The sequence below is a fragment of the Collinsella aerofaciens genome (assembly GCF_040926185.1).
GTDB lineage: Bacteria > Actinomycetota > Coriobacteriia > Coriobacteriales > Coriobacteriaceae > Collinsella > Collinsella aerofaciens_BC.
Genome location: NZ_JBCOIQ010000001.1, coordinates 120015 through 133253, shown reverse-complemented (window position 1 = coordinate 133253; position 13239 = coordinate 120015). Strand labels below are relative to the sequence as shown.

The 13239-nt window shown below is 59.2% G+C and carries 14 protein-coding genes and 1 tRNA gene; 6 read left to right on the top strand and 9 right to left on the bottom strand.

All coding sequences use genetic code 11. The annotated features are described in order from the left end of the window. Nucleotides 1-243: 243 nt before the first annotated feature. From rpmG to rplA, 6 genes are all read left to right on the top strand, one after another. Nucleotides 244-393: a 50S ribosomal protein L33 gene (rpmG, locus tag AB5750_RS00640; protein ID WP_022093895.1), complete on the top strand. Its 150-nt coding sequence runs from the start codon at nt 244-246 to the stop codon at nt 391-393. A 13-nt stretch (nt 394-406) separates the two neighbouring features. After that, a tRNA-Trp gene (locus AB5750_RS00635) sits at nt 407-482 on the top strand. A 76-nt stretch (nt 483-558) separates the two neighbouring features. Continuing rightward, the gene (gene secE / locus AB5750_RS00630) at nt 559-897 is read left to right on the top strand and encodes a preprotein translocase subunit SecE (RefSeq protein WP_055285218.1); all 339 of its coding nucleotides are present in this window, start codon (nt 559-561) and stop codon (nt 895-897) included. A gap of 3 nt (nt 898-900) precedes the next feature. Further along, on the top strand, nt 901-1437 hold the full coding sequence (nusG, locus tag AB5750_RS00625; RefSeq protein WP_006234984.1) for a transcription termination/antitermination protein NusG: 537 nt from the start codon (nt 901-903) through the stop codon (nt 1435-1437). A 120-nt stretch (nt 1438-1557) separates the two neighbouring features. Further along, the gene (gene rplK / locus AB5750_RS00620) at nt 1558-1986 is read left to right on the top strand and encodes a 50S ribosomal protein L11 (RefSeq protein ID WP_022093893.1); all 429 of its coding nucleotides are present in this window, start codon (nt 1558-1560) and stop codon (nt 1984-1986) included. A 117-nt stretch (nt 1987-2103) separates the two neighbouring features. Beyond that, entirely contained in the window at nt 2104-2811 is a 708-nt protein-coding gene (rplA, locus tag AB5750_RS00615) for a 50S ribosomal protein L1 (protein ID WP_022093892.1), read from the top strand. Between the two features lie 125 nt (nt 2812-2936). On the opposite strand, the gene AB5750_RS00610 is transcribed toward rplA, so the two are convergent. The 9 genes from AB5750_RS00610 to AB5750_RS00570 form a co-directional block, all read right to left on the bottom strand. Next, nucleotides 2937-3647, bottom strand: coding sequence for a metallophosphoesterase family protein (locus AB5750_RS00610; RefSeq protein ID WP_117799696.1), 711 nt, complete (start codon nt 3645-3647; stop codon nt 2937-2939). Further along, nucleotides 3644-5560, bottom strand: a complete 1917-nt coding sequence (locus tag AB5750_RS00605) for a BMP family ABC transporter substrate-binding protein (RefSeq protein ID WP_368145057.1) — start codon at nt 5558-5560, stop codon at nt 3644-3646. The genes AB5750_RS00610 and AB5750_RS00605 overlap by 4 nt, the downstream gene beginning before the upstream one ends. A gap of 93 nt (nt 5561-5653) precedes the next feature. Then, nucleotides 5654-6421: a mechanosensitive ion channel family protein gene (locus AB5750_RS00600; protein WP_117639535.1), complete on the bottom strand. Its 768-nt coding sequence runs from the start codon at nt 6419-6421 to the stop codon at nt 5654-5656. Nucleotides 6422-6756: 335 nt separating this feature from the next. Then, on the bottom strand, nt 6757-7551 hold the full coding sequence (locus tag AB5750_RS00595) for an ABC transporter ATP-binding protein (RefSeq protein ID WP_022093887.1): 795 nt from the start codon (nt 7549-7551) through the stop codon (nt 6757-6759). Then, nucleotides 7544-8467 (bottom strand): ABC transporter permease, encoded by a 924-nt coding sequence (locus tag AB5750_RS00590; RefSeq protein ID WP_368154875.1) that lies wholly within the window; start codon nt 8465-8467, stop codon nt 7544-7546. The genes AB5750_RS00595 and AB5750_RS00590 overlap by 8 nt, the downstream gene beginning before the upstream one ends. Nucleotides 8468-8671: 204 nt before the next feature. Next, complete coding sequence (locus tag AB5750_RS00585; protein ID WP_368145055.1) at nt 8672-9652, bottom strand: ABC transporter substrate-binding protein; 981 nt, start codon at nt 9650-9652, stop codon at nt 8672-8674. Nucleotides 9653-9812: 160 nt separating this feature from the next. Further along, entirely contained in the window at nt 9813-10595 is a 783-nt protein-coding gene (locus tag AB5750_RS00580) for a hypothetical protein (protein WP_368145054.1), read from the bottom strand. Between the two features lie 259 nt (nt 10596-10854). After that, nucleotides 10855-12258, bottom strand: coding sequence for an asparagine--tRNA ligase (gene asnS, locus AB5750_RS00575; protein ID WP_117635367.1), 1404 nt, complete (start codon nt 12256-12258; stop codon nt 10855-10857). Nucleotides 12259-12439: 181 nt separating this feature from the next. Continuing rightward, nucleotides 12440-13003 carry a PTS sugar transporter subunit IIA gene (locus tag AB5750_RS00570; protein ID WP_368145053.1) on the bottom strand — a complete coding sequence of 188 codons (564 nt, stop codon included), beginning with the start codon at nt 13001-13003 and terminating at the stop codon, nt 12440-12442. Nucleotides 13004-13239: the final 236 nt, after the last annotated feature.

Here is a 13239-nt window from a genome sequence, read left to right as displayed (position 1 = left end):
CACTTATATGGGTGCCGGGTTCTTTTCTGCAATGGATATTGAGCCGTTGCTGGTGTCGAGAGGATCGATAATGGTCCTGGATGCACCGTCGATTAGATCTCGATGGCTTCATTGATGTGTTCCAAATATGAATGGATCCACCGAGAACCAATTGACTCGAGGTTTTCATTGACAGCACTTACGTGGAGCTGATAAAGTAACAACTCGTGCCCGTACGGGGCGGAAATGAAAGGTTCAGGATACATGCGTACTCTAGTTACTCTTGCGTGCACTGAGTGCAAGCGCCGCAACTATACGACCACCAAGAACAAGTCGACCATGCCTGATCGTATGGAGATCAAGAAGTATTGCCCCTGGTGCCGTCACCACACGCTGCACAAAGAGACTCGCTAGTCTCTAGTCACATACGCCAGTAGTTCAATTGGTAGAGCATCGGTCTCCAAAACCGAGTGTTGAGGGTTCGAGTCCTTCCTGGCGTGCCAGTCATTATTCCGTAAGCTCCCACTTGGGGGCTTACGGTTTACTCATGTATAAGCGCATTGCGCGGAGGTAACCCAAATGGCCAACAAGAAGAACAAGAAGAAGGCTCAGCAGCCGGCACCTGCCAACAAAGCTGCCGCCAACTCCAAGGTTGAGGCCAAGAAGGCCGTTGCCAAGAAGAACGAGAAGGCTGCGAAGTCCAAGAAGAACGAGAAGCCTGGTTTCTTCGCCCGCACCAAGAAGTATTTCGCTTCGGTCAAGTCCGAGATGAAGCGTGTCACGTGGCCCGATAAGAAGGAGCTCGTGAACTACTCGGTCGTCGTTTGCGCTTCTCTGGTCGTCGTCGGCGTCGTCATCGCTCTGCTCGATGCTGGCTTTGGCGAGGCTCTTGCTCTGTTCTCTGGATTGAGGGGCTAAACCATGTCTAAGCGTTGGTACGTCGTTCACACTTACTCCGGATACGAGAACCGCGTAAAGTCCGATCTCGAGCATCGTATCGAGACCATGGGCATGCAGGACCGTATCTTTGATATCGAGATTCCTATGGAGCGCGTCACCGAGATTAAAGAGGGCGGCAAGCGCGAGACCAAGGATTCCAAGATTTTCCCGGGTTATGTCCTGGTCCGCATGGAGATGGATGACGATGCTTGGACGTGTGTTCGCAACACGCCCGGCGTCACCGGTTTCCTAGGCGGCAACGGCAAGCCCGCTCCGCTTTCCCGCGACGAGTACAACAAGATGACTCGTCGTCCCGGTAAGGGCGATTCGCCCAAGCGCACCTCGGTTGATATTCAGGTCGGCACGTCCGTCCGCGTCACCGATGGCCCGCTTACCGACTTTGATGGCAAGGTCTCCGAGGTTAACACCGAGGCTGGCAAGCTCAAGGTCACGCTGATGATCTTTGGCCGCGAGACGCCGGTCGAGCTCGACTTTAACCAGGTCGCTGTCATCGCTTAAGTTTTCGTCCGTTCGCGCGAGCGTGCTTCTTCTGTGACTGCTCATCTCAGGAGTGCTTCTAACACGTGCGTGCTTACGATATAGCAAGTACTTCACACTCGTGATTCGAAAGGAATGACCATGGCTGAGAAGAAGGTTGCCAACGTCATTAAGCTCCAGATTCCTGCTGGTGCAGCTAACCCCGCTCCTCCCGTCGGCCCCGCCCTGGGCGCTGCTGGCGTGAACATCATGCAGTTCTGCCAGGCCTTTAACGCCGAGACGCAGGACAAGAAGGGCGACATCATCCCCGTTGAGATCTCTGTCTACGAGGATAAGTCCTTCTCCTTCATCACCAAGACCCCGCCGGCGGCTCACCTCATCAAGAAGGAGCTGAACCTCAAGTCTGGTTCCGCTAAGCCCCAGGCCGACAAGGTTGGTCAGCTCTCCCAGGAGCAGCTCACCAAGATCGCCGAGATCAAGATGCCGGACCTCAATGCCAACGACATTGACGCCGCCAAGAAGATCATCGCCGGTACCGCCCGTTCCATGGGCGTCACCATCGCTGAGTAGCGATTTCTTATGGTAACGACGGGTGCTCCGAGCGGGGCGCCCGTTAAATGTGTGCAATAGGGCACACGATACGATGTGGGAGGGCTCACGCCCGTTTAACCACAGGAGGTAATGCACATGGCTAAGCATGGTAAGAGCTATAACGCCGCTGCCGAGAAGATCGACCGCGCCACGCTCTACACCCCCCTTCAGGCTGCCAAGCTCATCAAGGAGCTCGACACCGCCAAGTTCGACGAGACCGTCGAGGCCCACTTCCGTCTGGGCATCGATACTCGTAAGGCTGACCAGAACATCCGTGGTTCCATCTCCCTGCCCCACGGCACCGGCAAGACCGTTCGTGTTGCCGTCTTCGCCGAGGGCGAGAAGGCCCGCGAGGCTGAGGCTGCCGGCGCCGACATCATCGGTTCCGACGAGCTCGTCGCCCAGATCCAGAAGGGCGAGATCAACTTCGACGCCGCTATCGCTACGCCGAACATGATGGCCAAGGTTGGCCGCATCGGTAAGATCCTTGGTCCCCGTGGCCTCATGCCGAACCCCAAGCTCGGCACCGTGACCATGGACGTCGCCAAGATGGTCTCCGAGCTCAAGGCTGGCCGCGTTGAGTACCGCGCCGACCGCTACGGCATCTGCCACGTGCCCCTGGGCAAGAAGTCCTTCTCTGAGCAGCAGCTCGTCGAGAACTACGCTGCCCTGTACACCGAGATTCTGCGCGTCAAGCCCTCTTCTGCTAAGGGCAAGTACGTCAAGTCCATCTCCGTGTCTTCCACCATGGGCCCTGGCGTCAAGGTCGATCCCGCTGTCCAGCGTGACTTCCTGGCTGAGTAACTGCTAGTTACTGCCTGAGTACAGCAAGCATTGCTAAAGAAACTCGGTTCTGCCTTGTGCAGGACCGGGTTTCTTGCTATCGCGTCAAAAGCACCATAAAGGGGACAGTGTCCCCTTTATGGTGGTTACCAGGGTGTTCTGGCTGTTGAAGACTCGATGGCTTCGTGGCGTTTGAGCTCGCGGCGCATGGTTTGTGAGTTGAGCCAAGCTGCTTGCCAGCCGCGGATGGGGTAGTGCGTCTGGTCGAGCTCAAACTGCGTATAGCCGCAGGCGTTGATGATCGTCGTTCCACACACATGCTGACGCTCGCGCTGAAAATCGCAACCGTAGCTTTGGTGCACATGCCCGTGCACCATGTAGTCGGGATTCCAGGATTCGAGTGCTGTGTTAAAACACTCGAATCCTCGATGCGGCAGATCGTCCAGATCACCCATACCGGCGGCGGGTGCATGGGTAAGCAGAATGTCGCACCCGCCGACCATCCTAACCTTACGCGACAGCTTACGCATGCGCTTGGACATCTCGCGTTCGGTGTACATGTTGGCGCCGTCGCGATAACGCATGGACCCGCCAAGGCCCGCAATGCGAATCCCTCGGTACGTGTACACGCTGTCCTCTACGCAGATACATCCACCCGGTGCATGACGTGCGTAGCGGTCATCGTGATTGCCGCGCACGTAGATGAGCGGTTTGTTGATGACCGTAACCAAAAACTCAAGATAGTCCGGGTCCAGATCGCCGGCGGACAAAATCAGGTCGACTCCCTCAAAGCGTTCCTTGCGAAAGCACTCCCAAAGGCATCGTTCTTCGGTATCGGCTATGGCAAGGATTTTCATAGGGCAGGGACTTTCGGCTCATCGTCGAGCTGCGGAATGGTGCCTACCACGTTGTCCGCCAGCCAATTCATCTCGACAATCTGCGTGCTCGGCAGCGGAGGGAAGCCTTCGATCTGTACCACGCCGTTCTGGCTGTGGAGCTCGCCGCCAAAGGGGTTGATGGATCCCACAACAATGCCGTTGCGGAGCAACTGCACGAGTTTGCGCGTTTGGTAGGGTAGGCCCGGAGCGTAACGGATGTCGATAACGCCGGAGCTCATGCCATACCAGTAGTTGACAGCGCGCACTTGGTTGTCGTCGCTGGTCTCGTCCCACGTGCCGTGAAGAAGGCTGCGAACGATGAGCTCGTAGTAACGGCCCCAGTTCCATACGGGCATGGCGATGCCGGTGACTTTGCCGTCGACCAAGCGGTGAAGCCCGTAGGCCGTTGGGTCTTCGAGCGACTTTGACATGTCAGCGCCGGTCATGACGCTTACGCCTTCGCGGCACATGGCTTCGGCAAGACCACCGGCGAGAACATCGCCCCAGGTGAGGATGACCTGCGCGCGCGGGTCGAGCAGCGAGGCGCCAATCGCAAAGGCGTTGATCTCGCTGAGTGCGCCCGAGGCGAAGACCGACGCGTGGTAACCGATGCGGTGGTTGTCCGCCATGCTGGCCGCAAGGGCGCCCAGCAGAAACTTGGCCTCGTACATCTTGCCAAAGTACGAACGGACGCTTTGGTGGGGAAGGCCGATAGAGCAGTTAAGGAACCGAACCTGGGGATACTCAACGGCGGCTCTGAGCGTGTATTCCATCAGGCGGTGCGAGGTCGAGAAGATGACGTTGTCTCCATGTTTGACAGCCGTTTCCACGGCGGCGTAGAACACGTCCGGATCGTGACAGTCTTCGAACGCCTCGGTGCGCACGATACCGTCAAAGTGCTCATCGAGATACTGACGTCCTTGGTCGTGCAGACTGTCCCAGCTCGACGCCGCACAGGGGAACTCATGGATAAAGGCGATACGCAGGGGGTTGGCCGCCGAATAGACAGTCTTGCCCATAAAGAAGTTGAGCACGCCGGAGGTGGACTTGGCGGGCGACTCCTCCTCATCGACGCTCGGCGCTTCGACAAGATCGACCTTGTCCTCGTCGTTTTTGCCGGCAATGACCAGCTCGCGCCAAATCTTGCACAGGCGGTTTACGACGATATCCGTCGGCGTATCCAGCAGGCGGTCCTGGTTGTACACATTGAGGTAGACGAGCATGGCGTCGGCGGGCGTAATGTCCAGGTGGTCGCCGCCTGCGCGAAGGTAGGCGCGCTTAAAGAGCAGGAAGGTGTGGCGCAGGTAGTCGACCTTTTTCTGCGGCCATTTTTCGATAAGGTTCCGACCGAGCATCTTGGCGAGCGTCTCGTAGCTTCCCTCACGCGAGAACTCGATTTCGTATAGGGGGCAGACGCGCCAAAACGCGCAGAATTCACCGTACAGGCGGCTTTCGACGGAATCCCATGTGCCGGGGTAGAGACGGGTGACCTTGGCCGAAACCGTCGGGGCGTCCAGGAATTTGAGGACACTGACGCGCTTGTTGCCCTCTTGGACGTAAAACCGATGCATGAACTCGGTGACGATGACGGGATCGCGATAGCCCTCGGTCACCTGGATGTCGTAGAGGTTGGACCACTTGCGGGCGAACTCGGTGCTAAACGGCAGCAACGGCATAAAGTTGCATGAAAAGGCGGACTGACGGCCCTTAGTAACCGTACCGACGACCATTTCGAGCGGAATGTCCCTTAGGCCGACGCTCTCTCGCTGACCTAAGGGGAGCTGGGCGACCAAGCTATCGAGGTCCGTTAGGTACGGATGCTCGCTTTGACTAATGGCGCGTCGACGTCCTTGCTCGCCGCGCTTGCGTGCTTGACGATAAGCCTCTTCCATGGTGTCTACTCCCTTAGTCGTTTAAACAACGATATGAACCATGGTACCACGATGCGAAACCACCACAAAGGTGCCTGTCCCCTTTGTGGTGGTTTAGGCGATGATGGGGGCGATGGCGCGGATGCAGGCGTCGGCTGCCGTGAAAGTGGTGCTGTCGTCGCTGACGATAAAGATGATCTTGCCCTTAATGCCAAAGTCGCCGATCTCGCTAAAGAGCACATACGGCTCCTTGTCAAAACCCGAGATGGGTGAGACAGCCGTTTTAGTGGCGCTGGTCAGCTCGTCTGCCAGTGCGTCGAGCGAAGCCCATTTTGAGGGGTCTTTCACCGCGACGGGGACGGCTACGCGCCCAAAGGGCATCAAATGCACGAGCGTGTTCTTGGAGATGTTGGAGTTGGGGACGATGATAGTCTGCCCGCAGGCATCTTCGATGGTCGTGTGGCGCCAGGTGATGTCCTGGACCACGCCTGATACGCCACCGACCTCGATGTTGTCGCCAGGCTTGATGATGCCCATAAAGGTCACCTGCATGCCGCCGATAAGGTTTGACAGCGTATCCTGAAAGCCCAGCGAGATGGCGATGCCGCCGACGCCAAGAGCGGCGACGAGCGCGTTTGCGTTAATGCCAAAACAGTTGTCGAGGATAAAGCTGCCGCCGATCATCCAGATGACGGCGCGCGCGATGTTGATGAAGATACTCGATGCCGGAAGCGGGTTATCGTCTCGGTTAAGCAGATGGTGCAGGGTCTTGGATGCAACCTTGGCGGCGACGGCGGTGCCTATCGCCAAGATGACGGCCCAGATGATGTTGTGGACCCACCGTTGCTCAAAAAAATGAAGAATCGGCTCAAACAATTCCATGTAGGGAAAACCTCCTAATGATCATTCAACCATGATACCTACCAAAAAGCCCGTCCGATCACATCGGACGGGCCGATAACTTGAGACGGGGCGGTCGCGGTGGCGTAAGCTGGGGCGCCGGCGAGCACGCCGGTAAGGAGCGCGGCGGTCAAGCAAGACGGGGAAGAGGTCTTCTCATGGCAGTTTCCTTAGTTCTTAACCAGTGGTCCCTGCTGACGCTGGATTATCGACATAATATGCGAAAACCGCCGCAAAGGTGTTTGTCCCTTTGCGGCGGTTTTGACGTTTGCGCAAATAAAACCTGCCAAAATAAACCTGTCCCTTTTTGGCAGGTTTTAGCTCAGCAGCATGCGGTCGTTGGCGAGCTCGCCGCCCGAGACCTCCTCGAACTTCTGCAGTAGGTCGGCAACGGTGAGCGACTTCTTTTCGTCGCCTGCCACGTCGTAGATCACGTGGCCCTCGTGCATCATGATCAGACGGTTGCCCAGACGGATGGCGTCGTTCATGTTGTGTGTGACCATGAGTGTGGTCAAGTGGTTCTCGTCGACGATCTCCTCGGTCAGGTTGAGTACCTTCGATGCCGTCTTGGGGTCGAGGGCCGCGGTGTGCTCGTCGAGCAGCAGCAGGCGCGGCTTGGTGAGCGTGGCCATGAGCAAGGTGAGTGCCTGGCGCTGGCCGCCCGAGAGCAGACCGACCTTGGCGTTGAGGCGCGTGTCCAGACCGAGGTCCAGGCGCTTGAGCAGTTCAACGTACTCGTCCTTCTCGGCCTTGGTGACACCCCACGAAAGACCGCGACGCTGGCCGCGGCGCTTGGCGAGGGCCAAGTTCTCGGCAATCTGCATGTCGGCTGCGGTGCCGCGCATGGGGTCCTGGAACACGCGGCCCAGGTACTTGGCGCGCTGCGACTCGCTCAGACGCGAGATGTCGGTGCCGTCGAGCTCGATAACGCCCGAATCGAGCGGATATACGCCGGCGATCATGTTGAGCAGCGTGGACTTGCCGGCGCCGTTGCCGCCGATCACGGTTACAAAGTCGCCATCATTGAGGGTAAGGTCGACGCCGGTAAGAGCGCGCTTCTCGGTGACGGTGCCCTTGTTAAAGGTCTTCTTGACGTGTGAGAGCTTAAGCATCTACTTCATCCCCCTTCGTGTAGGAGCTGCGGAGCTTATAGCGCTCCCAAACCACGGGCACGCACAGGGCCACGGCGACGATTACGGCGGAGAGCAGCTTCATGTCGTTGGCGTCCATGCCCAACTGCAGCACGATGGCGCGGATAAGGAAGTACACCACGGAGCCAAAGATGGCGGAGGCAAGACGGACACTAAACTGAGTGAGACCGCCGGGCAGCAGGCGGCCGAGCACCTCGCCGATAACAATGGCAGCAAGACCGATAACGATGGCACCGGTGCCCATACCAATGTCGGCGTACTTCTGGCTCTGGCAGATGAGCGCGCCCGAAAGGCCGATGAGGGCGTTGGAGAGCACGAGGGCGATCATCTTGGTGGAGTTGGTGTTGACGCCCAGGGCGCGGATCATGTACTCGTTGTTGCCGGTGGCGCGCAGCGCCGAGCCGATCTCGGTGCCAAAGAACCAATACAGGATGGCAACGATAGCCACAGCGAGCAAGATGCCCAGGATGATGGCGACAGTGGACTGCGGCAGGCCCGTCATGTTGCTGACAGACGAGAAGATGGTGCCCTTGGCAAGGATGGGCGTATTGGATTTGCCCATGATGCGCAGGTTGATGGACCACAGGCTGATCTGGGTGAGGATTCCGGCGAGGATCGCGGGAATCTCAAAGACGGTGGTCAAAATGCCCGTGACGGCGCCCGCGATGGCGCCGGCGCACATGCCGGCCAAAATAGCGAGCAACGGGTCGACGTTGTTATTGACGATGAGCACGGCGCAGACGCAGCCGCCAAGGGCAAAGCTGCCGTCGCAGGTCATATCGGGGATGTCGAGCAGGCGGAACGTGATAAACACGCCAAGCACCATAATGCCCCAGAGGACGCCCTGCGAAACGGCGCCCTGCAATGCAATAAGCATGCTTCATACCTCCTAGGATAGGGTGGACACGTGAGTCACCATGATAGCGGTAACAATGTATAAAAGAGCTGCGGCCGGATGTTTTGTCTCATCCGTAACAAGCAGGGCGAACGCCGGTCTTTGGCGTTCGCCCCTGTGGCTCACATATTGAATAACACGGCAACGGCACGAGTGCGTGCCCTAGACGCGCTACCGCGCATGGCGTTACTCGTCCAGAGCGGAAAGGTCGATGCCCAGAGCCTCGGCCATCTCATCGTTCTTGACGACGACCAGGTCCTTGCTCGAGAGGTGCTTGATCGGCATATCCTCGGGCTTGGCCTCGCCCTTCAAAATCTTGACGGCCATCTCGCCCGCGGCGTAGCCCAGATCCTCGTAGTTGATGGAGAGGGTGAACAGGCCACCGGCCATGCACATGCCCTCCTCGCCGGTCACGAAGGGAAGCTTGTTCTCCTTGCAGATCTGGCCCACCTGCGAGGCGCCCGCGGCGATGGTGTTGTCAGTGGGGGAGTAGAGCGCGTCGACCTTGCCCACGGCGGACTCGACGACGGACTGGATTTCATTGGAGCTCGAGACGGTGTAATCGGTGTACTCCAGCCCCAGTTTGTCGAGCTCCTTCTTGGCGGCCTTGATCTGGACGTCGGAGTTGGACTCGGCGGTGCAGTAGAGCAGGCCGACCTTCTTAACGTCGGGCAGGACCTTCTGCATCATCTCGAGCTGCTCGGCGACCGGGGTGAGGTCGGAGGCGCCGGTGACGTTGGTGCCGGGCTTATCGTTGTCCTGGACCAGGCCCGAGGCGGCGTAGTCGGTGATGGCGCAGCCCACGATGGGGATATCGGCGGTGGCGCCAGCGGCGGCCTGCGCGGCGGGCGTAGCGATGGCATAGATCAGGTCGACGCCATCGCCCACGAACTTGTCGGCGATGGACTTACACGTGGACTGGTCATTCTGGGCGTTCTTCTGGTCGATTTTGACCTTAAGGCCGCTCTTCTTGATGGCCTTGACGAAGCCGTCGTTGGCGGCGTCGAGTGCGGAGTGCTCGGTGAGCTGCAGAATGCCGACGGTGTAGTCGGAACCGGCGGCAGCAGAGCCGGAACCAGAGTTGCCGCCGCATCCGGCGAGCGGAGCGAGCGCGAGCAGGCCGGCAGAGACCAGAAGGCTCCTGCGGCTGATGGTGATGTCCTTCATATCGTTACCCCCAGTATAGAAATGGCTGGAAACACTGCACTCAAACAAAGTGCAAGTGGAACTATAGTAGCGCGGATGTCCATTTTTACAATAACCTGGCGGGTTTTTTAATACAGAACCGGATGGGCGGTACGGGTAGTCGAATGGACGGCGGAGGTTCTTATGCGGCGGAGGCGTCGTCCTCCTCCAGGGCGGCGAAGAGCTTCTTGCCGTCGAGGAGACGCGTGGTGACGTTTCTCATGCGCCCGATCTCTACGGTACGCAGCGTGTCATCGGCGCCTCGGGCGTCATAGACCGTTCCCAGCAAATACGAGATGCCGTCTCGTTGCTTGATGGCAAAGGGGCGGAGTGTCATCCGTGCTACTTCGGTTTCGCCGCGCGCCGTGACGCTCGAAATATCAAAGCTCACCGTGGTTCCGTGGTCGATGGCCTGCTCGATGAGCTCGCAGGTGTCGATGCGCTTGACGGGCGTGCGCGTGGCCTTGGTGGATTTGCTGCCGGCACTTGGAGCGGGCTCGGGTGCATCGAGGTAACCGCGAACGTCGGCACTCGCCATGGCGACCAAGTGCTGAGCCATGCTTTTTCGAATGGCGATGGGCGTGGAGCGGTTGCGCATGACCATGCCGTGGAGCCGGATGATCTCTTCATCGGTGAGCGGGCGGGTAAGAAGTTTGTAGCCCACGCCGCGTTTGTACTCAATTTCGTATCCGGCATGGCGAAGCGCGGAGATGGCGGTGTAGATGCTGCGCCGCGCCGCCGAGATGGGCATGCGGGCGGGGTCGTCGGGATGGGCGAGGCGCCGGATCAGCTCATCGGAAAGCATGGCCTTGTCTTCGCCGGTGTTTTCGCTCAAGAGCTGCAGGATACGAACGGCGCGATAGGCTGCCATCGAGGCGGCGCCCCTCGTCGTGGTGTCGTAGGTTTCAACAGCGGCTTCGGTCATGGTGCCCACGTCCTTTCCGTTTTGGGTGGCGACGGTATGGAGCCTAGGACGCGGGGCTTTTCCAGGGGCGCAGGGCGCTCTGGGCGGTCGGTAGTCGTCGGCAAACGGCGGGTCGAGTTTTCAACAGCCCTGCTCAACTGACCAAAAACTTGCCAAAAGCTTGACGGATGCTGTTGAAAAAAAGCGTCTCTCGACCGATGTCGAGAGACGCTTATGCGATGAGCGTTGGCGTGTGGCGACGCGAGCTAGCGTCCGACGATTAGAAGTCGGCGTTGCCCACGGTGCGCGGGTGCGGCAGGACGTCGCGGATGTTGCCCACGCCGGTCAGATACATGACCAAGCGCTCGAAGCCCAGACCGTAGCCGGCGTGCTTGCAGGAACCGTAGCGGCGCAGGTCAAGGTAGTACTTGTACTGCTCGGGATTCATGCCCAGATCCTTGATGCGGGCCTCGAGCAGATCCAGGCGCTCCTCGCGCTGGGAGCCGCCGATAATCTCGCCGATACCGGGAACCAGGCAGTCGGCGGCGGCGACGGTCTTGCCGTCCTCGTTCATGCGCATGTAGAACGCCTTGATCTCGGCCGGGTAGTCGGTCACGAAGGTCGGGCGCTTAAAGTGCTCCTCGGTCAGGAAGCGCTCGTGCTCGGTCTGCAGGTCGATGCCCCAGCTGACGGGGTAATCAAACTTGTGACCGGCGGCGACTGCCTGCTCCAGGATCTCGACGGCCTCGGTGTAGGTAACGCGGGCAAAGTCGGAGTTGGCGACATGGTCCAGGCGCTCGAGCAGACCCTTGTCCACAAACTTGTTGAGCATATTGAGCTCGTCGGGGCAGGTTGCCATGACGTCCTTAAGGACATACTTGAGCATGGCCTCGGCGTTATCCATGTAGTCGTTAAGGTCGGCAAAGGCCATCTCGGGCTCGATCATCCAAAACTCGGCGGCGTGGCGCGTGGTGTTGGAGTTCTCGGCACGGAAGGTGGGGCCAAAGGTGTACACGTCGCCAAAGGCCATGGCAAAGTTCTCGGCATTGAGCTGGCCGGACACGGTGAGGCTTGCATGCTTGCCAAAGAAGTCCTGGCTCCAGTCGACCTCGCCGGACTCGGTGAGGGGCGGATTTTTGGGGTCGAGCGTGGTCACGCGGAACATCTCGCCGGCGCCTTCGCAGTCGCTCGTGGTGATGATGGGGGTGTTGACGTAGACAAAACCCTGCTCCTGGAAGAAGCGGTGGATGGCGGCAGCCGCGACAGAGCGGATGCGGAACACGGCGCGGAACAGGTTGGTGCGCGGGCGCAGGTGCTGCTGGGTGCGCAGGAACTCGACGGTTGCGCGCTTCTTCTGCAGCGGGTAATCCGGGGCGCTGACGCCCTCGACCTCGATGGAGGTGGCAGAAAGCTCGAAAGGCTGGGGTGCATCGGGGGTCAGTTTGACGGTGCCGGTGCAAATGAGTGCGGCCGAGACGTTTTGATGTGCGATCTCGTCGTAGTTGTCGAGTGCCTCGCGGTTCATGACGACCTGCAGGTCGCGGAAGCAGCTGCCGTCGTTGAGCGTAACAAAGCCAAAGTTCTTCATGTCGCGGACGGACTTGACCCAGCCGGCGACGGTGACGGTCTGGCCGCCGAGCGACTCGGCATCGGCATAGAGCTGCGCGATTTTGGTGCGGTTCACGTATCCTCCCATAACGGTTGAATGATAGTTATCCATACAGTTCGATATTCTAGCAGCTCGGCTCATTTGGGCTATACGGATAAGGCATTGGCGGGATGGTTTTTCAAACGAAAAGCGCCCGCGGCCAAATGGTCGCGGGCGCTTGACGAGGTGCCTTTTGGCTGTATGGCGCGGGGCCTGGCTACTTGGTCTTGGCTACCAGCAGCGGGTCGCCCAGCTTGACGAGCGGATTGCCGCCGATAAGCGTGCCAGACTCGCCGACGTGGTCGATGCTCTTGAGGCGGTCGAGCTCAGAGACGATGACGGTCACGATGTCCTCGTGGCCGGCGGCTTTGATGGCGTCGCGGTCGAAGCTGATGAGCGGCTGGCCGGCCTTGACCGTGTCACCCATCTCGACAAAGCGGGCAAAACCCTTGCCGTTCATTTCCACGGTGCCCAGGCCAACATGGATGAACACGCGCAGGCCGTCCTCGGTGATCATGCCGATGGAGTGGTTGGTGACGGTGGTGGCGCCGATACGGCCGTTGGCGGGGGCGTAAATGGTGCCGGTAATGGGCTCGATGGCGTAGCCCTGGCCGAGCATGCCCGAGGCGATGGTCTCGTCGGGAACCTCACTCAGATTGACGAGCACGCCGTTGACGGGAGCGTAGATGACGCCTTCGCGGGTGGCGAAGCTTGCTGCGGGCGGAACGGACGCCTCGCCCGACGAAGTGAACGTGGACTTGAGCGAATCGAGCAGACCCATAGATGCCTCCAACGTATCAGGCGCGCATGTTGCACGCGTGTGGTTTGCCGGAAACGTTTCGTACGTGTTTCCCAGCACGGTCAGCGCCCCTATTTTACGCTGCCCAACGATACCTCTGAACAGCGATTTTGTGATATATCAGTTGAAGGCCAACTTATTGCGGGGGTGTTTCTGCGCCGCGGGCTCAAGTGGGGTACGCTAAGGTGCGAAAAACGAGTGCGCACGAATCGCACGGA

Coding starts and splice junctions, on each gene's coding strand:
- AB5750_RS00585 (WP_368145055.1), bottom strand. CDS start 9,652: ATGAAGGACATCACCATCAGCCGCAGGAGCCTTCTGGTCTCTGCCGGC.
- rpmG (WP_022093895.1), top strand. CDS start 244: ATGCGTACTCTAGTTACTCTTGCGTGCACTGAGTGCAAGCGCCGCAAC.
- AB5750_RS00610 (WP_117799696.1), bottom strand. CDS start 3,647: ATGAAAATCCTTGCCATAGCCGATACCGAAGAACGATGCCTTTGGGAG.
- secE (WP_055285218.1), top strand. CDS start 559: ATGGCCAACAAGAAGAACAAGAAGAAGGCTCAGCAGCCGGCACCTGCC.
- AB5750_RS00595 (WP_022093887.1), bottom strand. CDS start 7,551: ATGCTTAAGCTCTCACACGTCAAGAAGACCTTTAACAAGGGCACCGTC.
- AB5750_RS00570 (WP_368145053.1), bottom strand. CDS start 13,003: ATGGGTCTGCTCGATTCGCTCAAGTCCACGTTCACTTCGTCGGGCGAG.
- AB5750_RS00580 (WP_368145054.1), bottom strand. CDS start 10,595: ATGACCGAAGCCGCTGTTGAAACCTACGACACCACGACGAGGGGCGCC.
- nusG (WP_006234984.1), top strand. CDS start 901: ATGTCTAAGCGTTGGTACGTCGTTCACACTTACTCCGGATACGAGAAC.
- rplK (WP_022093893.1), top strand. CDS start 1,558: ATGGCTGAGAAGAAGGTTGCCAACGTCATTAAGCTCCAGATTCCTGCT.
- AB5750_RS00600 (WP_117639535.1), bottom strand. CDS start 6,421: ATGGAATTGTTTGAGCCGATTCTTCATTTTTTTGAGCAACGGTGGGTC.
- AB5750_RS00605 (WP_368145057.1), bottom strand. CDS start 5,560: ATGGAAGAGGCTTATCGTCAAGCACGCAAGCGCGGCGAGCAAGGACGT.
- AB5750_RS00590 (WP_368154875.1), bottom strand. CDS start 8,467: ATGCTTATTGCATTGCAGGGCGCCGTTTCGCAGGGCGTCCTCTGGGGC.
- rplA (WP_022093892.1), top strand. CDS start 2,104: ATGGCTAAGCATGGTAAGAGCTATAACGCCGCTGCCGAGAAGATCGAC.